The organism is Ruegeria sp. HKCCD9138, assembly GCF_057220975.1.
On sequence record NZ_JBWVAZ010000004.1, the window covers coordinates 312,616 to 334,723 of the forward strand.

Consider the following 22,108-nt stretch of genomic DNA (forward strand, 5'->3'; position numbering starts at 1 on the left):
GGCGCACATGCGTAGGAACCGGTCGAATAGGCCGGTTCTCTGATTTCCCGGGCATCCGGGACCCAAACGCCCGGAACGGGCACATAAAGGCCAACCCGATCGGGCAAGGGCAGAACCGGGCGGATCGCCCTGAAATGGAATGAGGAATAGATATGAGCGACGTCGCAGATCGCGTAAAAAAGATCGTTGTTGAGCACCTGGGTGTGGAAGAAGACAAGGTTGCGGAAAACGCGTCCTTCATCGACGATCTGGGTGCCGACAGCCTGGACACTGTTGAGCTGGTCATGGCCTTCGAAGAAGAGTTCGGCATCGAGATCCCAGATGACGCAGCCGAAACCATCCAGACCTTCGGCGACGCGGTCAAATTCATCAGCGAAGCTTCCTAAGAGCTTCGGAGTTGAAAAAATCGGCGCTTCCGGGCAACGGAGGCGCCGTTTTTTATGGCCTGACAGAATTTATTCTTGCGTGCGGAACAGGTGGTTCGCAGTCTGACCCGTGAGGCATATTTCGAGCGGGCAAGGGCATGATAAGATCCACCCCGATGATAAACACGGCGCGCCTGACGCTGTGCGCGATGCGGCCCGAGGATTTCGGGCGGTTCGCTGAAATCTGGAGCAACCCCGAGGTTGTGCGCCATGTTGGCGGCACGCCCCGAACAAGGGGCGAGGCGTGGGATTCCTTTCTGCGCAATGCCGGGCACTGGCAGATGACTGGATTTGGTCAGTGGGGCGTTGTGCTTCAGTCGAATCGCACATTGATAGGTCAGGCCGGTTTTTTTTATGGAAATCGTTGTTTGGGATCGGATTTCGACTCGTTCCCGGAGGCCGGTTGGGTCTTGGCGCCGGAAGGCCAGGGGCAGGGATACGGCTATGAAGCCGCGAAGGCAGCCCATGAGTGGTTCGATAGGGTCATTCCGGGACCTCTGGTGGCGATGGTCAATGCGGAAAACACGGTATCTCAGAACCTTGCATTGAAACTTGGGTATGAGCTGCTGCGCGAAGCCGAGTATAGGAATACTCCGGTGCATCTGTTTCGGCGGAACGGCCCTCCTGCTTTGGCGTGAAACACGTCCTCTGCCGCAATGCCGCAAAATGACTCGACTTTGCCGATCTTATGAGATTTGACGCCGGACTCTGCGTGTATGGTATCGTGAAGTTGCAGAATGATTCAGCGGAGGATTTGGGTCATGATGATTTACCCCACGATGGAGTTGCAGAACGGTCGCTGCGTGACCCTCGAGAAAGGCCGTCTGGACGAGCCGATGATCTGGCACGTGGACCCGGTCGAGACTGCGCGCAGCTGGTCTGCGGCAGGGGCCGAATGGATGCACCTGACCGATTTCGATGCGATCGAAGGGCGGGACACCAATGTTGAACTGATCGAAGAGATAATTCGTTCGGCTGAGATGCCCGTTCAGTTGGCTGGTGGAATGCGCACTCGCGAGCGGATCGAACACTGGATCGACAAGGGCGCAGGGCGTGTCGTCGTTGGAACGCTGGCGGCGTTTGATCCCCATCTGGTCAAGGAATTGGCAAAGCTCTATCCCGATCAGATCGTTCTGGCCGTTGACGTTTGGCAAGGCTATGTGATGACCGAAGGGTGGCGCAGCCAAAGCGCGTTTACCCCGGATGCTTTCATCGAAGCTTTCGCCGATGCGCCATTCTCGGCAATCGTGGTCACGGACATTGACAGCGACATGGAAGATGTCGAGGCGCAGCTGGGGCTGATTTCGGGATTGGCGGAAAAGTCCCGTACCCCTGTCATCGCCAGCGGTGTGGTGCGCACGGCCGACGATATTTCTCGTTTGGCGTATATCCACAACATCTCGGGCGCGATTGTTGGTCGAGCTTTGTTCCGCAAGACACTGACGGTGGAAGAAGCATTGGCGGTCGCAAAAACTGCGCACGAGCCGGTAGCCCAGTTCCAGTAATTTCATCACAAGCAACCCAGCCTGCCTCACGTCCGATTGTGACGTGGGGTGGGTCTTTGTTTGTTGTGATCTTTCCCGATTAATCAGGACCGCTTTTGGTGGATTGAGCGACATGATGCCGGTATGGATTATGCCGAAGCTCTTGCCCCCGGACCCCGGGCCGGGGTATGAGCGGTTCTCATAACAGGAAGCAGGCAAGAGGCATTTCATGCGCAGAGTCGTTGTTACCGGTCTGGGATTGGTCACTCCTTTGGCCAGTGGGGTCGAGGAAACCTGGTCACGGCTGCTGGACGGAGAATCCGGCGCGGGCCCGATCACCCTGTTTGATGCCGAGGCAAGCGGGGTCACCACGACCTATGCCTGCGAAGTACCCCGAGGGGATGGCACAAACGGGACGTTCAACCCGGACGACTGGATGCCGCCGAAAGAACAGCGCAAGATCGAGGATTTCATTCTCTATTCGATTGCTGCGGCCGAGATGGCCTGCAAGGACGCCGGTTGGTTGCCCGAAGACGAAGAGGATCGTCTGCGCACAGGTGTCTTGATCGGCTCCGGGATCGGCGGGCTTGGGTCGATTGCCGAAACCGCGAACCTGATCCGCGACAAGGGTCCGCGCCGGGTGTCCCCGTTCTTTATTCCGGGCGCGCTGATCAACCTGGCATCGGGTCAGGTGTCGATCCGGTTTGGGTTCAAGGGGCCGAACCACTCGGTGGTCACGGCTTGCTCGACAGGTGCTCACGCCATCGGAGATGCCAGCCGCATCATTCGTTCGGGCGATGCCGATGTCATGATTGCCGGTGGTGGCGAAGGTTGCATTTGCGAAATTGGAATTGCCGGTTTTAACGCGTGCAAGGCATTGTCGACCAAATATGCGGACAATCCAAAGGCCGCCAGCCGACCCTATGATATTGATCGGGACGGATTTGTAATGGGCGAGGGCGCCGGGATCGTGGTGCTTGAAGACTACGAACACGCAAAGGCACGAGGAGCGAAGATCTACGCTGAGGTTCTGGGTTATGGCATGTCGGGTGATGCCTATCACATCACCGCACCCAGCGAGGACGGCGACGGGGCTGAACGATCGATGAAAGCGGCGCTGCGCAGTGCCGGACTTGAGCCGAAGGATCTGGATTACATCAACGCGCATGGCACATCGACCATGGCGGATACAATCGAGTTGGGTGCAGTGGAGCGCCTGCTGGGTGAGCACGCCGCAAACGCAACGATGAGTTCGACCAAATCCGCAACCGGTCACCTTCTTGGTGCTGCGGGCGCGATCGAGGCGATTTTCTCGATCCTCGCCATCCGCGACCAGGTCGCGCCGCCGACGATCAACCTGGACAATCCAGCAGTGGAAACGCCATTGGACCTCGCGCCGAACGCCAAGCGCGAAAGGGAAATCAGCGTGGCGCTGTCGAACTCGTTCGGGTTTGGCGGCACCAATGCAAGTGTGATCTTCGGAAAGGTCGGTTAAATGTGGCGGGCCTTAGCATCGAACGCGCTGACCATCCTGGTGGTCGGCCTGTTTCTGATGGGCGGTCTGATCCTGTGGGGGCAATCGCAATACAAGGCTGAGGGCCCGCTGGAAACCGCTATATGTCTGCAGGTCAAAAGCGGATCCAACATGACGCGGGTCAGCCGCGATCTTGAGGATCAGGGCGCCATCAGCAACGCAATGATTTTCCGGATGGCAGCGGATTACTCAGACAAGGCCCAGCAGCTGAAAGCCGGCAGCTTTCTGGTGCGCGAGGGCGCGTCGATGGAGCAGATCGTTGACGAGATCACACGCAGCGGTGCAAGCACCTGCGGTACAGAAATCGAGTACCGCATCGGTATCAACCGTATGCAAACGCGTGTGCGCGAGTTGGACCCTGCCACCTTGAACTTCGTCGAAATCGCCGCATTCGAAGTAGGGGAAGAGGAAGCCCCGGAAATCTACGCTAAGAAACGCGATGAAGCAGATACCCGGTATCGTGTTTCGCTCGCAGAAGGTGTCACCAGCTGGCAGGTTGTTGAAGCGCTGAAATCGGTGGACGTATTGGCCGGCGAAGTGGCGGAAATCCCGCCGGAAGGGATGTTGGCACCGGATAGCTACGAAGTCACGCCTGGAGAGGATCGCAACGCCGTTCTACAGGATATGGCGGAAAAGCAGCAGCTGAGGATCAACGCAGTATGGGAAGCGCGCCAAGAAGGGCTGCCGCTTGAAAGCCCGGAAGAGATGCTGATCCTTGCTTCGATCATCGAAAAGGAAACGGGCGTTCCGGAAGAGCGCAGACAGGTGGCCAGCGTATTTGTGAACCGTTTGAACCAGGGAATGAAGCTGCAGACGGACCCAACGGTTATTTATGGTGTAACCAAAGGGCAAGGGACTTTGGGGCGTGGTTTGCGAAGAAGTGAGCTTCGGCGTGCAACACCTTGGAACACGTACCTGATCGATGGTTTGCCGCCAACACCGATCGCCAATCCCGGGCTGGCCAGCCTGGAGGCGGCGGTGGCCCCGGACGACACCAATTTTGTGTTTTTTGTCGCCGATGGTACAGGCGGTCACGCCTTTGCGGAAACGCTGCAAGAGCACAACCGCAATGTTGCGAAATGGCGGGAAATCGAAGCCCAGCGAAATTCGGGTAATTGATGCGGACCCGGGTGGGTCCGCTTCCTGAAAACGGTAGAAACTAATCTGATCGGCGGGCAGATGCCTTGCCGATGAGATTTTGTTTTAGGCAGCCGACCGGCGACGCGGACGGCGGCGCTTGTTCGGTGCGGGCTGTTGTGCGCCAGAGTTGGGCTTGGGCTTGAAACCTCGACGGCGATTGCGCTGCTGACGCGCCGGTTTTTTGGGTTCCGCAAACTCGGGCATGGTGCCACTGGCAACCGGGATTTCGATCTTCATCAGTTTTTGGATCTGGCGCAGTTGATCGAGCTCATCGGGGGCACAGAACGCGATGGCCTGACCCTCGCGTCCGGCGCGCGCCGTGCGGCCGATGCGGTGGACATAGTTGTCAGGCACCTCTGGCAGATCGTAGTTGAACACATAGGCGACGCCGGGGATGTCGATACCACGGGCAGCCACGTCTGTGGCGACGAGGATGTTGATTTCACCTGCGCGGAAAGCTTTGATTGCGCGGTCACGCTGTCCCTGGCTTTTGTTGCCGTGGATTGACGCAGCGTTGAAGCCATCGGCAACCAGCCCTTTCATCAGCTTTTCTGCGCCGTGTTTGGTTCGTGCGAAGACCAGAGTAAGGGCGCCTGTATCTTGCGACAGGATTTCCCGCAGTTTTGCAGGTTTGTCGGGTTTACTGACGAAGTGCAGAGACTGGGTGATCTTATCAGCAGCCTTGCCCGGAGGCGAAACCTGCACACGCTGCGGATTGGTCAGGTAGGCGCGGCTCAGTTCCTCCATCTGCTTGGGCATGGTGGCCGAGAACAGCATGGTTTGACGGGGCGTGCCCAGCGCGGGTGCAATTCTGCGAAGGGCGTGGATGAAGCCCAGATCGAGCATCTGGTCTGCTTCATCCAGAACCAGATGGCGAACAGAACCAAGGTCAACGGCTCCACGCTCCATCAGGTCGATAAGGCGGCCCGGGGTGGCGACCAGAATGTCGGTGCCGCGGGCGAGAAACATGATCTGTTTGTTGATCGACTGTCCGCCGACCACGGTGGCGACGCGCAGTTTGGTTTTCTGTGTCAGATTGCGCAGGCTGTCGGCGATCTGGTTGACCAGTTCACGGGTCGGGGCAAGGATCAGTGCCTTCGCCGTCTTGGGATCCGGTTTGCCGGGTTGCGCCAGCAAGTGGTCGATCAGAGGCAAGCCGAAGGCGAGTGTTTTGCCAGTACCGGTCTGGGCGAGACCCAGGATGTCATGGCCATTCAGGGCCAGCGGTATTGCCTGGTTCTGAATTGGGGTCGGTTGAGAAAAATTCGCGCGTTTCAGCGCGTCGTTCAGGGCTGGCGCAAGGCCGAGCATGTCGAAGTCGTACAAGTAGCTATCCTTTGTAATCCGCGGGCGGCAAAGCGCGCGGACGCGTTGATCTGGCCGCGCACTGCGCGACCGGGCAGGGGTTGTGCGAGGCCTCGGGACGTGCAGGCGGTTCCTGCGCCATCCGGCCATCGCGTCAAGAACCCTGCGTGAAGGGGAACTGGAGAGTGTTGGGCGCTGTAGGGGCCGATTGGCCCGCCAATGCTCACGCGTCAGCGCTGTGTTTGGGCGCTCATGCGCTGTGTGGGAAGGATTGTCAAGCTTCGATCACTCTTGGAGCTTGCTAAGGCATAACCTATCCCGGATACCTGTGGGCGGAAATGCCGGGATAGGTGATGACATTCAGAGCTATACAAGGTTCCAATCTTAAAACGGCCAGCATTGCCCTTGTAATCGGTGGGATGATGTGGGGGCTGTACTGGATTCCGGTGCGCTATTTCGTGGATCAGGGGTTGCAAGGCCCCTGGCCTGGTATCGTAATGTACGCTTCGGCGCTCGTCGTTTTGTTCCCATTAGTGTGGCGCGAGCGGCTAACGCTCATAGAGGACTGGCGAGGGTTGATCCTCAGCGGCATGTTTACTGGTGCCGCCTTCAGCCTGTTCACGATCAGTCTGGTGTTCACAGATGTCGTCCGTTCGATCCTTTTGTTTTATCTGACACCGGTTTGGGGAACGATCCTTGGTTTTCTGTTTCTGGGCGAGCGATTGAGCCCAACTCGATTCTTGGGGTTGCTGTGTGGTCTGGGTGGGATGTTTATCGTGCTTGGCGGAGAGCAGGCCATTCCATGGCCAAGAAACACCGGCGATTGGTTGGCGTTGATTTCCGGAATGACGTGGGCACTGGGAACACTTGGCCTTTATCGCACTGCGGGAGTATCGGTTTCGGGACAGGTTTTCGCCTTTGTCGCCGGTGCATTGGTTTTGTCTTTGTTCAGCATTCCCTTCAGTACCGGTGTCGCTTCTCAAAGCCCTGAAGGCGCAGCAATTGTGGCTGTTGTGCCGATTGCACTTCTTTCAGCCTTTTACACCCTTCCAATGATATTTCTGACGATCTGGCCAGCGACCAAGCTGACACCCGCACGAGTGGGGCTTTTGTTAATGAGCGAAGTCGTTGTCGGATTGGTTTCTGCTGCGATTTTTTCCGGCGAACCGTTCGGATTGCGAGAGCTGATCGGCGCCACTCTTATCGTCAGTGCGGACTTGCTGGAAATAGCGAGGGGCTGAATTGACCCTGAGAATTTTTGCGGCGCGAGTGCTGTTGAAATCTGAACCCACCGTGCGCTGCGTGTTGCGCGCGTGTTGCGCAACTTATTGACTTTGCGCGCTTAATCGCGTATAGGTTGTGACATGCTAGAAGAAGTGGGCGACGGCCACGGGGCGACCCGGTGGCCGTTTTTCGGTTCTCTCGTGCGGAGAAAACTCACGCATGAGGTCACAGGCAAACATGACTTTGATTACCCCGGAAGAGCGGATTTCCCAGACGGCAGAACTTTTGCAGTCGCTAGAGGCATCCATTCGCGGTTTGCGCCAGGCAGCGGAAGAACTGCGCAGGCAAATCGGAACCGGGGAGGATGCAGATCTTGCTGGTTCAGCCAAGCAACTCGGGCAGTTAGAGGGGCTGATCCGAAGTTGTCAGAAAGTGGAGACAAGCTTTGTCGAACAACATCACAGACAGGCCGGAATTGCCCAGGGGGGGTATGCGCTCGACCTTGAGCGCGCTCGATTTGAGATCGGGTGCAGGCTGGCTCGCCTCCGCCGATGCTGCGGTGCGGGAGAGATTTCTGAGTGAGATCGGGGAGGGAGGGCTGTGTGCCCTCCCTTTCCTGTTCGAGTTCTGGGCATTGCCGCATCAGCTGCCGCCCGAGGGCGACTGGCGGTCATGGGTGATCATGGGCGGCCGCGGCGCGGGTAAGACGCGGGCCGGGTCTGAATGGGTGCGATCGATGGTTGAGGGGGCCAAGCCGCTGGATCAAGGTGAGGCGCGTCGTGTGGCGTTGGTGGGCGAAACCTACGATCAGGTGCGCGATGTGATGGTCTTTGGCGATAGCGGGATATTACAGTGTTCACCACCGGATCGTCGGCCGGTCTGGAAAGCTTCCGAGCGCAAGCTGGTTTGGCCCAACGGGGCCGAGGCGCAGGCGTTCTCGGCGCATGATCCCGAAGGGCTGCGGGGCCCGCAATTCGATGCAGGATGGGTGGATGAGCTGGCCAAGTGGAAGAAGGCCGGCGAGACCTGGGATATGTTGCAGTTTGCGCTGCGGTTGGGGGAACGCCCTCGAGTCTGCGTGACGACCACGCCGCGCAATGTGAAGGTTCTGAGGGCGTTGCTGGCGTCTCCGTCCACGGTGCAGACGCATGCGCCGACCGAGGCGAACCGGGCAAATTTGGCGGGGTCGTTCTTGAAAGAGGTGCGCGCGCGCTATGCAGGCACGCGGCTGGGACGGCAGGAGCTGGACGGGGTGCTGCTGTCGGATGCTGAGGGGGCACTGTGGACCGGGTTGATGCTGGAGGCGGCGCGCTGTGCGCAGGTGCCGGAGTTGGATCGGATCGTGGTGGCGCTGGACCCGGCGGTGACGGCGGGGGCGGATGCGGATGCCTGCGGGATCGTGGTTGTGGGGGCGCAGGTGCAGGGGCCACCCGAGGAGTGGCGTGCCTATGTGCTGGCCGACCGGACGGTGCAGGGCGTTGGCCCGGCGGGCTGGGCGCAGGCGGCGATTGACGCGATGGATGAGTTTGGGGCCGAACGGCTGGTGGCCGAGGTCAATCAGGGCGGGCAACTGGTGGAAGAGGTCGTGCGGCAGGTGGACCCTCTGGTTCCTTATCGCGCGGTACGGGCCTCACGCGGCAAGGTCGCGCGGGCTGAGCCGGTGGCGGCTTTGTACGAGCAGGGGCGGGTGAGCCATGTGGCCGGGCTGGAAGCGCTGGAGGAGCAGATGTGCCAGATGACCGCGCGCGGGTTCGAGGGGCAGGGCTCGCCGGACCGGGTGGATGCGTTAGTTTGGGCGCTGCATGAGTTGGTCGTGGGGCCTGCGGGGGCGTATCGGCGGCCGAGGGTAAGGATGGTGTGAGGGGTTCTCTTAACGAGACCCCTTTGGTCAAGCGCTGTATATTCTGCTTAAGAAGCCGGAAAACTGAAAAACTAGTTCGGAATAATAACTTTCTTTAGGTCGATCCGAGATTTCTTTCCGCCTTGCTGTATCTGACGTGTGGCCTCTCGCCCGTTTTTGTCAAATTTTACGTGCAACTTCATGAACGGCTCGAACTTGGAGCCGTTTAGATATTCGGTAGTTTGCGTGTATCCTCGATTTGTGAACTTTCCGTTTGATCGATACTGCCCAGGGTTTCCGTTCTGGTCGTAAACGACATATGTGCATTGCCCATCGACAAGAAAGCAATTGTGAGGTTCGTACTTGATAATGGCCCCGTCGGATCTTTCCATTCGTACAGTTTGCCCATCGACGTTTCGAATTATTGTACGGTCATAAATCCTGTTTTTTCCGTTTATGCTGTGGGCCTCAAATACATAGAGATTTTGGCGTTTCCTAACAAAACGAAGCTCAAATTCTTCTCCTGAAGATCGTTGAAAAACAAAGACTGTGCCTTTCTTGAGGCCTCTATAGTCGTAGCCAGGGTGAGTTTGTGCTAAAGCTTGCAGAGGCCCAAATAGTGCCACCATAAATAATGATAACCAGAATTTTCTCATTGTATGTCCTTAGCTTCTATCTGAAGAAAAACGCTATGTGGTGACTTCCGAGTAATCAATCCTTGGTAGAAGTTAATTTAGGAAATTGAAGCGGTTCTTGCGAAGAAAGACCCGTGCTTTGTTAGGCTGATATCTTGCAAACCCTCAGCAAACAACCGCGGCGATTGTGTTGCCCAACCCCCGTACGCCCCATTCCCAAGCCCTAAACTTCTCTCCGTCATAACTCCTTTCAACAAGCCGGGCAGAGCGGCGGCAGAAAGGAGCACAGATGGTATTCGATTTCTTGCGTCGTGGATCGGCTGGGGAAGCGCCCGAGGCGAAGGCGAGCGCGGCGGGGCCTGTGGTGGCGTGGCAGACGGGTGGGCGCGTGGCGTGGAGCCCTCGGGACGCGGTGTCGCTGACGCGGACGGGGTTTACGGGGAACCCGGTGGGGTTTCGCTCAGTCAAGCTGATTGCCGAGGCGGCGGCGGCGTTGCCTTTGGTGTTGCAGGATCAGGCGCAGCGGTATGATACTCATCCGATCCTGTCGCTGATGCGTCGTCCGAATGCGGCGCAGGGGCGGGCGGAGTTGATGGAAGCTCTGTTCGGGCAATTGCTGCTGTCGGGCAATGCCTATGTTGAGGCGGTTCAAGCCGACCAGAGCCTGCCGGTTGAGTTGCACGTCTTGCGCTCGGACCGGATGAGCGTGGTGCCGGGTGCGGATGGGTGGCCCAAGGCGTATGACTATGCGGTCGGTGGCAAGAAGCACCGGTTTTCGGCGGAAAATATTTGCCATATCAAGTCGTTCCACCCTCAGGATGATCACTACGGGTTCTCGCCGATGCAGGCGGCGGCTATGGCGATTGATGTGCATAATAGTGCGTCGCGGTGGTCCAAATCGCTGCTCGACAATGCGGCGCGGCCTTCGGGGGCGCTGGTGTGGAAGGGTGATGGCCATGGGGTGATGGCCGAGGATCAATTCCGGCGATTGTCGGATGAAATCGAGCAGAACTATCGCGGGGCGCGCAATGCGGGTCGTCCGATGGTTCTGGAAGGGGGGCTGGATTGGAAGCCGATGGGTTTCTCGCCCTCTGACATGGAGTTTCAGAAGACCAAGGAAGCCGCCGCCCGCGAGATCGCGCTGGCCTTTGGGGTCCCGCCGATGTTGCTGGGGATTCAGGGCGACGCGACCTATTCGAACTATCAGGAGGCCAACCGGGCGTTCTATCGCCTGACCGTGCTGCCCCTGGTGACGCGGGTGGCGGCGGCGGTGTCGGACTGGCTGGCGGGCTTTACCGGTGAGGAATTGGTTCTGAAACCCGATCTGGATCAGGTTCCTGCCTTGTCGGCGGAACGCGACGCGCAATGGGCGCGGGTCAACGGCGCCGATTTCCTGACGGATGCTGAAAAGCGCGCGTTGCTGGGGCTGCCGGAGCGTGCGGATGGGTGACGGGTATCCTCCGTTCGAATGCGCGCCGGGTCTGCGTTTGGCGGCGCATGAGCGGGTGGCCGAGATCCAGCATGCGCATTTGTGTCGGCGGCTGGATCAGATCGAAGAGATGATGGAGCGGCTGGAGAAACGGTTGTGGTTGACGGTCTATGGCGTGGTTGCAGTGATATTGGCGCAGGCGTTTCAGTCTCTGTTGGTGGTAGCGCCATGAATTCAGTTGGTTACATGGAGAAGTTCATGGATTTGGAACATAAATTCGCACGGTTTGGCGATGGTTTGTCGGTGTCTGAGGATGCGGTGATCGAGGGCTATGCCAGCCTGTTTGGGCAGGTCGATCAAGGCAGTGATGTGGTGCAACGCGGGGCGTATCGGGCCTCGCTTGAGGGGCTTAGGGCCGCCGGGCAACGGGTTAAGATGCTGTGGCAGCATGATCCGGCACAGCCCATCGGTGTGTGGGATGAGGTGCGCGAGGACGACCGGGGCTTGTGGGTCAAGGGGCGTCTGCTGGAGAGCACACAGAAGGGCCGTGAAGCAGCGGAGCTGATCCGGGCGGGCGCGATGGATGGCCTGTCGATTGGCTATCGCACCAAACGGGCTGTGAAGAATGACAAGGGCCAGCGGGTCCTGACCGAACTGGAGCTGTGGGAGGTGTCTTTGGTGACCTTCCCGATGCTGCCCAGTGCGCGGGTGGCGGCGAAAGGCATCGAGCCTGACGTTGAGAACACCTGGCGCAGTGTTGCCGCGGTGTTCAATGACGCCCGGCAGGAGCTGGCGCGGACCTAGCGCGCCTCAAACCCACTCAGAACAGGACATGCTGATGAGCAAGACCGAGACCCCGGCCTTGACCGGAGAGGGTGCGCCCCTGGTTCAGGAGGTGAAGCAGGCGATGGCTGGCTTCGTGAATGAATTCAAGGGCCTGAAGGCTGAAGTTAAAACCAAACTGCAACAGACAGAAGAGCGACTGACCATGCTGGATCGAAAATCTACCATCGCGGCTCGCCCGCATCTTGCGGCCTCAATCGAAGACGGTGCACCGCACCAGAAGGCCTTTGACGCCTATGTGCGTTCCGGCGACGATGACGGCCTGCGCGGCCTTGAAATGGAAGCCAAATCGCTGTCGAGCGCTGTCAACAGCGATGGTGGTTATTTGGTCGACCCGCAGACCGCCGACATGATCAAGTCAGTGTTGAAATCCACAGCCTCGATCCGTTCGATCGCGTCTGTTGTGAATGTCGAGGCGAACTCGTTCGACGTTCTGATCGACCACACCGATGTGGGCGCAGGCTGGGCGGACGAAACTTCGGCGGCAATTGAGACAGCGACACCGTCGATTGACCGGATTTCGATTGCGCTGCACGAATTGAGCGCGCTGCCCAAGGCGTCGCAGCGCCTGCTGGATGACAGCGCCTTTGACGTCGAAGGCTGGCTTGCCGGTCGTATCGCCGACAAGTTCGCCCGCGCCGAAGCAGCGGCCTTCATCAACGGTGATGGAGCGGACAAACCCAAGGGCATTCTGAACCACGCCAAGGTCGACAATGACGTCTGGACCTGGGGCAACATCGGTTATGTTCCGACCGGTACGGCGGGCGGCATCGACGCGGATGCAATTGTCGATGTGGTCTATGCGCTGGGCGCGCAGTATCGCGTGAACGGCACATTCGTGATGAACTCAAAAACCGCCGGCCTGATCCGCAAGCTGAAGGACAGCGATGGCCGCTTCCTTTGGTCCGACGGTCTGGCGGCAGGTGAGCCTGCGCGTTTGATGGGCTATCCGGTGTTGATCGCCGAGGACATGCCGGATGCCGGTACCGACAGCTTCTCGATTGCCTTTGGTGATTTCCAGGCGGGTTACACCATCGCCGAGCGCCCCGACCTGCGCGTACTGCGCGACCCGTTCAGCGCCAAACCGCATGTCCTGTTCTACGCAACCAAACGTGTCGGCGGTGACGTGAGCGACTTTGCTGCGATCAAGCTGGTGAAATTCGGCGCCGCTTAAGCGGTGACGGATCCGAGGGGCCACTGGCTCCTCGGGCGGCGGGTGCGGGCCGGGGTGAGATCCCCTGCGTTGTCTAGCTGCTCCCCTCCGTCCGAGCAATGTGGGGCGGCGCGTGCCCGTCATTTTCCTGAAGTGGCCCCGGAGGGGTCCGAGATTGCGGAGTGAATGGATGATGTTGATCGAAGAAACCGCCATCGCGGATGCGGCGCTGCCGGTGGATCAGTTCAAGGCGCATCTGCGGTTGGGCACGGGGTTCGCCGAAGCCAGCGTGCAGGACGAAGTGCTGAAAGGCTTTCTGCGCGCGGCGATTGCGGCAATTGAGGCGCGCACCAGCAAGGTGCTGATTGAACGTGAATTTTCCTGGAACCTGAGCGGATGGCGTGAGGATGCGGGTGAAGTGCTGCCGGTTGCTCCGGTTACGACAGTTGATGCGGTGACAGTCACCAGTGCCGCGGGTGCGCAAAACCCAATTGCGTCGAGTGATTACCGGCTGGAACAGGACAGTCAGCGCCCTAGGCTGCGCCCTGTGGGCTCGACGCTGCCGAAAATTGCGACGGGTGCTTCGGTGAAGATCACTTTTACCGCAGGCATGTCGGCCGATTGGGGCGGGCTGCCTGCTGATCTGGGGCAAGCAGTTCTGTTACTGGCTGCGCATTACTACGAATACCGCGACGAAACTGCTTTGGGCGCTGGGTGCATGCCCTTCGGCGTAACCAGCCTGATCCAGCGCTATCGCGTCGTACGCTTTGGTGCCGGGGTGGCGCAATGAAGTCGCCTCATTTGAATCGAAAACTGGTGCTTGAGGCCCCGGTGCGGGTGGCAGACGGCGCGGGTGGCTATACCGAATCCTGGGCGGCGAAAGGTTCGTTATGGGCCGAAGTCACCGCACGTAGCGGGGCCGAACGGCAGATCGCGGGGGTTTCGGTGTCGCGGGTCGGGTATCGCATCGTGGTGCACGGCGCGCCCGAGGGGTCCTCGATGCGGCCAGCACCTGACCAGCGGTTTCGTGAAGGCAACCGCCGCTTTGTCATTCGCGCGGTAGCGGAGCGCGATCCACGCGGCCAATACCTGACCTGTTTCGCAGATGAAGAGGTGGCGGCATGAGTTATGGCGTATCGGCTGCCCTGCAAGCGGCAGTGTTTCAACAGCTTGTAGCAGATTCAGATGTTAGCGCCCAGTCCGGCGGCGCTGTCTATGACGCTGTGCCCACGGGGACTGTGCCACAGACTTATGTGACGCTGGGCCCCGAAGAGGTGCGAGACGCCTCGGATCGGTCGGGCGCGGGCGCGATCCATCGCTTCACCATTTCGGTGGTGTCCGAGGCGGCGGGTTTTGGCGCCGCCAAGACGCTGGCCGGAGCGGTGTGTGATGCGCTGGAGAACGCGGCGCTGACGTTGGATAGGGGCCGTCTGGTGGGGCTGTGGTTCGAGCGCGCCTCGGCCCGGCGCACGGGAACTGGCGGCACGATCCGCCAGATCGACCTGAGATTCCGCGCCTGCGTGGAAGACGATTAAGCAATCATTGGAGAGAGCATATGGCTGCCCAGAACGGAAAAGACCTGTTGGTCAAGGTGGACATGGATGGCACGGGCCAGTTCCAGACAATTGCGGGGCTGCGCGCCACGCGGATTAGTTTCAACGCCGAAAGCGTGGATGTGACGACGCTGGAAAGCCAGGGCGGATGGCGCGAACTGCTATCGGGGGCGGGGGTGAAATCAGCCTCGATCTCGGGATCGGGCGTGTTCAAGGATGCCGGTACGGACGAGCGCGCACGGCAACTGTTCTTTGACGGCGAAACGCCGGGTTTCCAGGTGATCATTCCCGATTTCGGCATCGTCCAAGGGCCGTTTCAAGTCACCGGTATTGAATATGCCGGTTCTCACAACGGTGAAGCGACATATGAGATGAGCCTTGCCAGCGCCGGTGCTCTGACCTTCACGGCGCTGTAATTCGATGGCCAATCCATGGACGGGAGAGGTGGCTTTGACCATCGATGGGGAACGGCGGGTGCTCAAGCTGACATTGGGCGCCTTGGCGGAACTGGAACAGGAATTGGGTGCCGGGTCTATGGTGGAGTTGGTGCAGCGGTTCGAAAGCAGTGCCTATTCCAGCAGGGATGTACTGGCGTTGATCCTGGCCGGGCTGCGCGGCGGCGGGGCAGATGTCACTCGAGACAACCTGCATCATGCCGAGATCGAGGGCGGCCCCATGGCAGGAGCCAAAGCCGCCGCCGAGCTGTTGGCGCGGGCCTTCATGGTGCCGGATAGGGAATGAGCGGGTTCGACTGGCCCGAGTTGATGCGGGCGGGGTTTCTGGTTCTGCGCCTGACCCCGGAACAATTCTGGCGTCTGACTCCGGCCGAGCTGCGTCTGATGCTGGGTCAGGGCGCGGGGAATTCCGCGATGAACCGGGCCGGGCTGGATGCATTGCTGGCAGCCTATCCGGACAAGACACGAGGAGTGAGTGATGACGGATCGTGACGGTTTTGACGACCTTCAGGAGCGGGGCGAGGCGCTGGGCGATGCGCTGGGTGATGCTGCAAGTATGGCAGCGGCGTTCGACGGCCAAATGAAACGGATCAGCGCCGCCTTTGAAGAGACGGGCAAGGATGCGGCAACGCTGGAACGCGGCATGTCCAGCGGTCTGCGCAAGGCGTTCGACGGTGTTGTGCTGGACGGGATGAACCTGTCGAGCGCGCTGGATGTGCTCAAAAATTCTCTGATCCGGACAGCCTATGCCGCAGCGATCAAGCCGGTGACGGATCATTTTGGCGGCATGCTGGCCAATACGGTGGGGGGGCTGGTGCAGGGTATTCTGCCCTTCGCGGATGGCGGCAGTTTCAGTCAGGGCCGGGTTATGCCCTTTGCAAATGGCGGCGTCGTCAGTGGACCGACGGTGTTCCCGATGCGCGGTGGCACCGGGTTGATGGGGGAAGCGGGCCCCGAGGCAATCATGCCTCTGGCCCGTGGCGCGGACGGGAAGCTTGGGGTGCGGACTTCGGGCGGAGGACGCGCGGTGAATGTGGTGATGAACATCACAACACCCGATGTGCAGGGCTTTCGTCGTTCTCAAGGTCAGATCGCCGCCCAGATGAGCCGCGCGCTGAGCCGTGGCAATCGCAACAGATAGGGGAAGAAGGTCATGAATTTCCACGAGGTGAGATTTCCCGCAAGCCTGAGTTTTGGTTCGGTCGGTGGCCCCGAGCGACGTACGGATATCGTGACGCTGGCCAATGGGTTCGAGGAGCGGAACACGCCCTGGGCGCATTCGCGAAGGCGTTACGATGCCGGGTTGGGGATGCGGTCTCTGGATGATGTCGAAACCCTGATTTCGTTTTTTGAGGCCCGTCAGGGGCAGATGTTCGGGTTCCGCTGGAAGGACTGGTCGGACTTCAAGTCTGGCCTGGCCACGGCGGATGTGGACAGGGGCGATCAGGTGATTGCCCAAGGCGACGGTGCGCGGACCGAGTTTCAACTGATCAAGACTTACAGCTCAGGCGGGTTCAGCTACGTGCGGCCAATCGTAAAGCCGGTGCTGGGGAGCGTTATGCTGGGCCTGGATCAGGACGAGATGCGCGAAGGGGTGGATTTCGAGGTCGAGCTGACCACGGGCCTGGTGACTTTTGCCACGCCGCCTGCCGAGCAGGTCGAGATCACCGCCGGGTTCGAATTCGACGTACCGGTGCGGTTCGATACCGACAAGATTCAGACCAGCGTCGCCAGTTTTCAGGCCGGCGACGTGCCCAATGTGCCGGTGGTCGAGGTGCGGATCTGATGAGCAGGGACAAACAAGGCTTACACGCCCATCTGAAAATCGGTCTGACCACGACCTGCCGCTGCTGGGCGATCACGCGCACAGACGGGCAGATGTTTGGGTTTACCGACCACGACATGGAGTTGTCTTTCGAAGGGGTCACTTTCAAGGCCAGCACTGGCCTGACGGCCTCGGCCATCGAGCAGGCGACCGGGCTTTCCGTCGACAACTCCGAGGCCATGGGTGCACTGTCCGATGCGTCCGTGCGTGAGGAAGACATCGAAGCAGGGCGATTTGACGGGGCCGAGGTGCGGGCCTGGCTGGTAAACTGGGCCGAGCCGGAACAGCGCTTGTTGCAGTTTCGGGGCTCGATTGGTGAGTTGCGTCGTGGCGGTGGGGCATTTCACGCAGAGTTGCGCGGGTTGACTGACGTGTTGAACCGTCCTTTGGGGCGGATCTATCAGAAGCCCTGCACCGCTGTTCTTGGCGACAAATCGTGCCGGTTCGATACGGATGCTCCGGGGTATTGGTTCGAAACGGACATTGCGGCCGTGTCGGAGTCCGGCGGCTTGCTATTGATTGGCGGGGCTTCTTTCGAAGACCGGTGGTTCGAGGGCGGCCGGTTGGATGTTCTGTCAGGCACCGCATCTGGTCTTTGGGCGACAATCAAGCGAGACGGGACCAACAACTCTGGCCGCAGCCTGACCCTTTGGTCCGGCATCGGAGGCGGGCTGGGCGTCGGAGACCGGGTGCGCCTGACAGCCGGGTGTGACAAGCGCATGAACACCTGCCGTTTCAAGTTCAACAACATTCTCAACTTTCAAGGTTTCCCTGATCTTCCCGGCGAGGATTGGGTGATGGCGGTGCCGAAAAAGGACAATCCCAATCGAGGAGGTAGCAGGCGATGAGCACATGCAGGCAACGTATCGTCGATGAAGCACGCACCTGGTTGGGGACGCCTTATGTGCATCAGGCATCGACGCGTGGCGCCGGCGCGGACTGTCTGGGACTGTTGCGCGGCGTGTGGCGCGAAGCTTTTGGCGATGAACCTGAGGCAGTGCCGGTCTACAGCATGGACTGGTCCGAACCTCAGGGCGAAGAACGGATGTGGGAGGCCGCGCGTCGGCACCTGGCCGAAAAGCCCTTGGCGGATGCCCATGCCGGGGACGTTCTGTTGTTTCGAATGCGGGACGGCAGTGTCGCCAAGCATCTGGGTATCCTCTGTGAAATCAATCCATTGCCGCGCTTTATTCATGCCTATTCGGGGCACGGCGTTGTTGAAAACACACTGAGCGACCCTTGGCGTCGCCGAATTGTCGCCTGTTTTGAATTCCCGTTGGAGGACCTCTGATGGCTACTATTCTTCTTTCAGCCGCCGGTGCCGCAATTGGCGGGTCAATCGGTGGAACCGTGGCAGGCTTGTCGACTGCGATCATCGGGCGCGCCGTTGGGGCCACTCTGGGTCGCGTTATCGACCAGAGATTGATGAGCCAATCCGTTATGGGTGGTGGCAGCGAGGTTGTCGAAACTGGACGTCTTGACCGGTTCCGCCTGACTGAAACGGGTGAGGGAGCACCAGTTGCGACCGTCTTCGGGCGAATGCGCGTTGGCGGGCAGGTGATTTGGGCCTCGGATTTCCTGGAAACGCGTACGACGTCGACTTCGACACAATCAACTGGTGGCGGTAAGGGTTCGCCCAAACCGGCAGAAGTGAAGACGACCACTCATAGCTACAGCTATTCGGTCTCGCTGGCCATCGCATTGGGCGCTGGTGAAATCTCGGATGTGTCCCGAATTTGGGCGGACGGAGAGGAGTTGGCGCGGTCTGACCTGAATATGCGGGTTTATCGGGGCAGCGACGATCAATTGCCGGACCCGCTGATCGAGGCAGTCGAGGGTACCGGAACCGTACCGGCCTATCGTGGAACGGCTTATGTTGTGATTGAGGACCTGGCGCTGGGCGCTTATGGAAACCGCGTGCCACAGTTTTCCTTCGAGGTCGTTCGGCAGGAACAAAAGGATATGCCGGATTACGACAGTGCGCTGTCTCGTATCGTGAAAGGTGTGGCGTTGATGCCCGGGACGGGTGAATACGCTTTGGCCAACACTCAGGTAAATTATACCAAGGGAGTCGGGCAAAGCTGGGCGGCGAACGTTCACTCGCCTTCGGGGCAACCGGATCTGGTGGCTTCGACCCGCGCATTGAACCGCGAACTGCCGGCTTGTGAGGCCACGTCACTAATCGTTTCGTGGTTTGGGAACGATCTGCGGTGTGGTCACTGTCAGATCCGGCCCAAGGTCGAACGCCAAGGCGAAGACGGACAGAACATGCCATGGTCCGTGGCGGGGGTTTCTCGCGCGGCGGCGCAGGCTGTCAAACGCGTGGACGACCGCCCAATTTACGGTGGCACGCCAGCGGACGCCGCGGTGGTTCAGGCAATCAAGCATCTGAAGGCCAACGGCAAGCGTGTCATGTTCTATCCGTTCATTCTGATGGATCAGATGCAGGGCAACGGACTAGGTGACCCTTGGTCTGATGCCATGGATCAGCCTCATCTGCCTTGGCGGGGGCGCATCACACTGGACAAAGCGCCAGGGCAGCCGGGTACCGTAGATCAAACCACTGCAGCCGAGGCGCAGGTGGCGGCCTTTTTTGGAGATGCTCAGGCGTCCAACTTTTCCTCGGCAAACGGAACAGTCAGTTACTCCGGTCCACAGGATTGGGGCCTGCGCCGGTTCATTCTGCACTATGCGGCCTTGTGCAAGGCGGCTGGGGGAGTGGATTCCTTTTGTATTAGTTCCGAAATGCGCGGACTGACTCAGATCCGAGGCGCAAGCGGGTTTCCAGCAGTAACTCAGTTGAAGAACCTTGCGGCGGACGTGCGTCAAATTCTCGGGTCAAACACAAAGATCGGTTATGCGGCGGACTGGACCGAGTATTTCGGTTATCAGCCCAATGACGGCAGCGGCGACCGGTATTTCCATCTCGATCCGCTGTGGGCGGACGGCAATATCGACTTTGTCGGCATCGACAATTACATGCCCCTGTCTGACTGGCGAGACGGAGCGGATCATCTGGACGCCAAAGGTGGGTCCACCTCGATTTATGATCTGGACTACCTGCGAAGCAATATCGAGGGCGGTGAAGGGTTTGACTGGTATTACGCTTCGCCCGAAGAGGCCGAGGCACAGGTCAGAACGCCGATCGAGGATGGTACACATGGCGAACCTTGGGTCTGGCGCTACAAGGATATCCGCAATTGGTGGGCAAATGCGCACTACGAGCGGATTGGGGGAGTTCGGCAGATCATGCCGACCGATTGGGCGCCGGGTGCAAAGCCGATCTGGTTCACGGAATTAGGGTGCGCTGCTGTCGACAAGGGAACGAACCAGCCCAACAAATTTGTCGACCCGAAATCTTCGGAGTCGAGTTTACCGAAATATTCCAACGGTATGCGGGACGACTACATTCAAGTGCAATACCTGAAGGCGCTTCTGGGTTATTGGGCTGATCCGCTGATCAACCCGGTTTCGGATGTCTACAATGGGCCGATGATTGATTTGTCGAATGCCTATGTGTGGGCCTGGGACGCGCGCCCATTTCCGACCTTTCCGAACTTGCGATCCCAATGGAGCGACGGTGAAAACTACGCGCGCGGACACTGGCTGAACGGTCGATCCGGATCGCGTACCTTGGCCTCGGTTGTGACCGAGATCTGTCACGGCGCGGGTGTGACGGATATTGATGTCTCGGCCCTTCACGGGGTCGTGCGTGGTTACGCGATGCAGGATGTCATGGATGCTCGTCAGGCATTGCAACCGTTGATGCTTCGTTATGGGTTTGATGCGATTGAACGGGATGGCGTGCTTGCCTTTCGGATGCGGGACGGAAGCGGGGTCGTGGACCTGGATCCGGAATACATAGCCATTAGTTCAGATATTGAAGGCAGCGTTGAGTATCGGCGTGAAGCAGAGGCTGAGATGACGGGTCGGGTCCGATTGCGGTTCGTGCAATCGGATGCCGATCACGACGTAGTCGCCGAGGAAGCTGTGTTGCCCGATGTCAGGACACACGCCGTGGCCGTCAACGAAATGCCATTGTCACTGACGCGTGCCGAAGGTCGCCAGACCGTCGAGCGATGGCTCAGCGAGGCACGGATTTCGCGTGAGACCGCACGTTTTGCGCTACCTCCGTCACAGATGCATCTGGGCGCCGGTGATGTGGTCCGGTTTACTGAATCAGAAAGAGGGCCGGGCGGGCTTTACAGGATCGACCGATTGGAACAGGCCCAGATGCAGCTCGCGGATGCGGTGAGAGTCGAGCCTGCGGTCTATGCACCCTCAGACCCGGCGGATGATGCCGTCACGGCAAAACCGTTCACGGCACCTGTTCCCGTGCTGCCCGTGTTTCTGGACCTGCCGCTTATCACCGGATCGGAGGTTCCGCACGCGCCGTATCTTGCGGTTTCGGCCAATCCTTGGCCCGGTAGCGCTGCCGTCTACTCAGCCGCGCAGGATGAAAACTATGCTTTGGGCGATGTGATTCCGGGGCAGGCGGTCGTCGGGTTTACCGAGACACTATTGCGGCGAGCCAGCCCAGGGATCTGGGACGAGGGGGCGCCGTTGCGCGTGAAACTGATCGACGGTGTTCTTGAATCGCACCCACGCTCGGCCCTGTTGAACGGTGCCAACCTGGCCGCGATTGGGGACGGAACACCAGGTAATTGGGAAGTGTTCCAGTTCGCCGATGCGGCGCTGCACGAGCCGGGCGTTTACACGCTGGGCTCCCGGTTGCGCGGGCAGCTTGGAACGGACGCGATGATGCCCGATGTCTGGCCGGAAGGTTCATATTTCGTGCTGCTGGACGGACGTGTTTACCAAACGGGCCTGTTGCGGACCGAGCGGCGCATCGCAAAACACTATCGCATCGGCCCAGCCACCCGAGGTTATGATGACCCGTCTTACACGCATCTGGTTGAGGCTTTTGACGGCAACGGGCTGCGCCCTTACGCCCCGGTGCATCTACAAGCGAAACAGTCATCGACCGGCGATGAGTTTGCGTGGATACGGCGGACACGGATCGACGGTGATGACTGGTGCGGCCTCGAAATTCCCCTGGGCGAAGAAAGCGAGTCTTACCTGATCCGCATCTTCGTGTCGGGTACCATGCTGCGTGAAGACGTGACGGGATCGGCCAACTGGCACTACTCGACTGCAATGAAGGCCACGGACGGCCTGAACGGGCCGTATGAGATTGCCGTGGCGCAGGTCTCGGCGGCTTATGGACCGGGTCCGTTTGCCAGAATTTCGGTAGGCTGAGAAC

Annotated in this window: 23 protein-coding genes; 22 read left to right on the forward strand and 1 reads right to left on the reverse strand. The window is 59.5% G+C overall.

The window, feature by feature from the left end; translation table 11 throughout:
• Positions 1–152 precede the first annotated feature (152 nt).
• The 5 genes from AC2TEL_RS09565 (at position 153) to mltG (ending at position 4,562) form a co-directional block, all read left to right on the forward strand.
• Complete coding sequence (locus AC2TEL_RS09565; RefSeq protein WP_008756330.1) at positions 153–386, forward strand: acyl carrier protein; 234 nt, start codon at positions 153–155, stop codon at positions 384–386.
• 137 nt (positions 387–523) lie between these two features.
• The gene (locus tag AC2TEL_RS09570) at positions 524–1,063 is read left to right on the forward strand and encodes a GNAT family N-acetyltransferase (protein ID WP_480843148.1); all 540 of its coding nucleotides are present in this window, start codon (positions 524–526) and stop codon (positions 1,061–1,063) included.
• Between the two features lie 123 nt (positions 1,064–1,186).
• The gene (locus AC2TEL_RS09575) at positions 1,187–1,930 is read left to right on the forward strand and encodes a 1-(5-phosphoribosyl)-5-[(5-phosphoribosylamino)methylideneamino]imidazole-4-carboxamide isomerase (protein ID WP_480843147.1); all 744 of its coding nucleotides are present in this window, start codon (positions 1,187–1,189) and stop codon (positions 1,928–1,930) included.
• Between the two features lie 208 nt (positions 1,931–2,138).
• Positions 2,139–3,404, forward strand: a complete 1,266-nt coding sequence (fabF, locus tag AC2TEL_RS09580; protein ID WP_480903402.1) for a beta-ketoacyl-ACP synthase II — start codon at positions 2,139–2,141, stop codon at positions 3,402–3,404.
• The gene (mltG, locus tag AC2TEL_RS09585) at positions 3,405–4,562 is read left to right on the forward strand and encodes an endolytic transglycosylase MltG (protein WP_480903403.1); all 1,158 of its coding nucleotides are present in this window, start codon (positions 3,405–3,407) and stop codon (positions 4,560–4,562) included. It begins immediately after the preceding gene.
• 84 nt (positions 4,563–4,646) lie between these two features.
• On the opposite strand, the gene AC2TEL_RS09590 is transcribed toward mltG, so the two are convergent.
• On the reverse strand, positions 4,647–5,909 hold the full coding sequence (locus tag AC2TEL_RS09590) for a DEAD/DEAH box helicase (protein WP_480903404.1): 1,263 nt from the start codon (positions 5,907–5,909) through the stop codon (positions 4,647–4,649).
• 332 nt (positions 5,910–6,241) lie between these two features.
• Between AC2TEL_RS09590 and AC2TEL_RS09595 the strand changes: the two genes are divergently transcribed.
• The 17 genes from AC2TEL_RS09595 (at position 6,242) to AC2TEL_RS09675 (ending at position 22,104) form a co-directional block, all read left to right on the forward strand.
• The gene (locus tag AC2TEL_RS09595) at positions 6,242–7,129 is read left to right on the forward strand and encodes a DMT family transporter (protein ID WP_480903405.1); all 888 of its coding nucleotides are present in this window, start codon (positions 6,242–6,244) and stop codon (positions 7,127–7,129) included.
• 473 nt (positions 7,130–7,602) lie between these two features.
• Positions 7,603–8,973: a DNA-packaging protein gene (locus AC2TEL_RS09600; protein ID WP_480903406.1), complete on the forward strand. Its 1,371-nt coding sequence runs from the start codon at positions 7,603–7,605 to the stop codon at positions 8,971–8,973.
• Positions 8,974–9,876: 903 nt separating this feature from the next.
• A complete protein-coding gene (locus AC2TEL_RS09605) occupies positions 9,877–11,037 on the forward strand; it encodes a phage portal protein (protein WP_480903407.1) in 1,161 nt (386 codons plus the stop codon).
• Positions 11,030–11,248: a GTA head formation protein, RCAP_rcc01685 family gene (locus AC2TEL_RS09610; protein WP_480903408.1), complete on the forward strand. Its 219-nt coding sequence runs from the start codon at positions 11,030–11,032 to the stop codon at positions 11,246–11,248. Before AC2TEL_RS09605 ends, AC2TEL_RS09610 begins: the two co-directional genes overlap by 8 nt.
• Positions 11,249–11,274: 26 nt before the next feature.
• Positions 11,275–11,820, forward strand: a complete 546-nt coding sequence (locus AC2TEL_RS09615; protein ID WP_480903410.1) for an HK97 family phage prohead protease — start codon at positions 11,275–11,277, stop codon at positions 11,818–11,820.
• A gap of 34 nt (positions 11,821–11,854) precedes the next feature.
• Positions 11,855–13,033 carry a phage major capsid protein gene (locus AC2TEL_RS09620; protein ID WP_480903411.1) on the forward strand — a complete coding sequence of 393 codons (1,179 nt, stop codon included), beginning with the start codon at positions 11,855–11,857 and terminating at the stop codon, positions 13,031–13,033.
• A gap of 169 nt (positions 13,034–13,202) precedes the next feature.
• On the forward strand, positions 13,203–13,802 hold the full coding sequence (locus AC2TEL_RS09625; RefSeq protein WP_480903413.1) for a head-tail connector protein: 600 nt from the start codon (positions 13,203–13,205) through the stop codon (positions 13,800–13,802).
• Positions 13,799–14,137, forward strand: a complete 339-nt coding sequence (locus tag AC2TEL_RS09630) for a phage head closure protein (RefSeq protein ID WP_480903415.1) — start codon at positions 13,799–13,801, stop codon at positions 14,135–14,137. The genes AC2TEL_RS09625 and AC2TEL_RS09630 overlap by 4 nt, the downstream gene beginning before the upstream one ends.
• Positions 14,134–14,547, forward strand: a complete 414-nt coding sequence (locus AC2TEL_RS09635; protein WP_480903417.1) for a DUF3168 domain-containing protein — start codon at positions 14,134–14,136, stop codon at positions 14,545–14,547. Before AC2TEL_RS09630 ends, AC2TEL_RS09635 begins: the two co-directional genes overlap by 4 nt.
• Positions 14,548–14,567: 20 nt before the next feature.
• A complete protein-coding gene (locus AC2TEL_RS09640) occupies positions 14,568–14,981 on the forward strand; it encodes a phage major tail protein, TP901-1 family (protein WP_480903419.1) in 414 nt (137 codons plus the stop codon).
• A 4-nt stretch (positions 14,982–14,985) separates the two neighbouring features.
• A complete protein-coding gene (locus tag AC2TEL_RS09645; RefSeq protein ID WP_480903420.1) occupies positions 14,986–15,306 on the forward strand; it encodes a gene transfer agent family protein in 321 nt (106 codons plus the stop codon).
• The gene (locus AC2TEL_RS09650; RefSeq protein ID WP_480903422.1) at positions 15,303–15,512 is read left to right on the forward strand and encodes a rcc01693 family protein; all 210 of its coding nucleotides are present in this window, start codon (positions 15,303–15,305) and stop codon (positions 15,510–15,512) included. The genes AC2TEL_RS09645 and AC2TEL_RS09650 overlap by 4 nt, the downstream gene beginning before the upstream one ends.
• Complete coding sequence (locus AC2TEL_RS09655; protein WP_480903424.1) at positions 15,499–16,161, forward strand: phage tail tape measure protein; 663 nt, start codon at positions 15,499–15,501, stop codon at positions 16,159–16,161. The genes AC2TEL_RS09650 and AC2TEL_RS09655 overlap by 14 nt, the downstream gene beginning before the upstream one ends.
• 12 nt (positions 16,162–16,173) lie before the next feature.
• Positions 16,174–16,806: a phage distal tail protein, Rcc01695 family gene (locus AC2TEL_RS09660; protein ID WP_480903426.1), complete on the forward strand. Its 633-nt coding sequence runs from the start codon at positions 16,174–16,176 to the stop codon at positions 16,804–16,806.
• Entirely contained in the window at positions 16,806–17,693 is an 888-nt protein-coding gene (locus AC2TEL_RS09665; RefSeq protein ID WP_480903427.1) for a DUF2163 domain-containing protein, read from the forward strand. Before AC2TEL_RS09660 ends, AC2TEL_RS09665 begins: the two co-directional genes overlap by 1 nt.
• Entirely contained in the window at positions 17,690–18,136 is a 447-nt protein-coding gene (locus AC2TEL_RS09670; RefSeq protein WP_480903428.1) for an NlpC/P60 family protein, read from the forward strand. The genes AC2TEL_RS09665 and AC2TEL_RS09670 overlap by 4 nt, the downstream gene beginning before the upstream one ends.
• Complete coding sequence (locus tag AC2TEL_RS09675) at positions 18,136–22,104, forward strand: baseplate multidomain protein megatron (protein ID WP_480903430.1); 3,969 nt, start codon at positions 18,136–18,138, stop codon at positions 22,102–22,104. Before AC2TEL_RS09670 ends, AC2TEL_RS09675 begins: the two co-directional genes overlap by 1 nt.
• The last annotated feature ends 4 nt before the right edge of the window (positions 22,105–22,108 follow it).

Coding starts and splice junctions, on each gene's coding strand:
- AC2TEL_RS09655 (WP_480903424.1), top strand. CDS start 15,499: ATGACGGATCGTGACGGTTTTGACGACCTTCAGGAGCGGGGCGAGGCG.
- AC2TEL_RS09640 (WP_480903419.1), top strand. CDS start 14,568: ATGGCTGCCCAGAACGGAAAAGACCTGTTGGTCAAGGTGGACATGGAT.
- AC2TEL_RS09650 (WP_480903422.1), top strand. CDS start 15,303: ATGAGCGGGTTCGACTGGCCCGAGTTGATGCGGGCGGGGTTTCTGGTT.
- AC2TEL_RS09630 (WP_480903415.1), top strand. CDS start 13,799: ATGAAGTCGCCTCATTTGAATCGAAAACTGGTGCTTGAGGCCCCGGTG.
- AC2TEL_RS09595 (WP_480903405.1), top strand. CDS start 6,242: ATGACATTCAGAGCTATACAAGGTTCCAATCTTAAAACGGCCAGCATT.
- AC2TEL_RS09615 (WP_480903410.1), top strand. CDS start 11,275: ATGGATTTGGAACATAAATTCGCACGGTTTGGCGATGGTTTGTCGGTG.
- AC2TEL_RS09600 (WP_480903406.1), top strand. CDS start 7,603: ATGCGCTCGACCTTGAGCGCGCTCGATTTGAGATCGGGTGCAGGCTGG.
- fabF (WP_480903402.1), top strand. CDS start 2,139: ATGCGCAGAGTCGTTGTTACCGGTCTGGGATTGGTCACTCCTTTGGCC.
- AC2TEL_RS09625 (WP_480903413.1), top strand. CDS start 13,203: ATGATGTTGATCGAAGAAACCGCCATCGCGGATGCGGCGCTGCCGGTG.
- AC2TEL_RS09660 (WP_480903426.1), top strand. CDS start 16,174: ATGAATTTCCACGAGGTGAGATTTCCCGCAAGCCTGAGTTTTGGTTCG.
- AC2TEL_RS09645 (WP_480903420.1), top strand. CDS start 14,986: ATGGCCAATCCATGGACGGGAGAGGTGGCTTTGACCATCGATGGGGAA.
- AC2TEL_RS09605 (WP_480903407.1), top strand. CDS start 9,877: ATGGTATTCGATTTCTTGCGTCGTGGATCGGCTGGGGAAGCGCCCGAG.
- AC2TEL_RS09570 (WP_480843148.1), top strand. CDS start 524: ATGATAAGATCCACCCCGATGATAAACACGGCGCGCCTGACGCTGTGC.
- AC2TEL_RS09565 (WP_008756330.1), top strand. CDS start 153: ATGAGCGACGTCGCAGATCGCGTAAAAAAGATCGTTGTTGAGCACCTG.
- AC2TEL_RS09635 (WP_480903417.1), top strand. CDS start 14,134: ATGAGTTATGGCGTATCGGCTGCCCTGCAAGCGGCAGTGTTTCAACAG.
- AC2TEL_RS09610 (WP_480903408.1), top strand. CDS start 11,030: ATGGGTGACGGGTATCCTCCGTTCGAATGCGCGCCGGGTCTGCGTTTG.
- AC2TEL_RS09665 (WP_480903427.1), top strand. CDS start 16,806: ATGAGCAGGGACAAACAAGGCTTACACGCCCATCTGAAAATCGGTCTG.
- AC2TEL_RS09575 (WP_480843147.1), top strand. CDS start 1,187: ATGATGATTTACCCCACGATGGAGTTGCAGAACGGTCGCTGCGTGACC.
- AC2TEL_RS09675 (WP_480903430.1), top strand. CDS start 18,136: ATGGCTACTATTCTTCTTTCAGCCGCCGGTGCCGCAATTGGCGGGTCA.
- AC2TEL_RS09670 (WP_480903428.1), top strand. CDS start 17,690: ATGAGCACATGCAGGCAACGTATCGTCGATGAAGCACGCACCTGGTTG.
- mltG (WP_480903403.1), top strand. CDS start 3,405: ATGTGGCGGGCCTTAGCATCGAACGCGCTGACCATCCTGGTGGTCGGC.
- AC2TEL_RS09620 (WP_480903411.1), top strand. CDS start 11,855: ATGAGCAAGACCGAGACCCCGGCCTTGACCGGAGAGGGTGCGCCCCTG.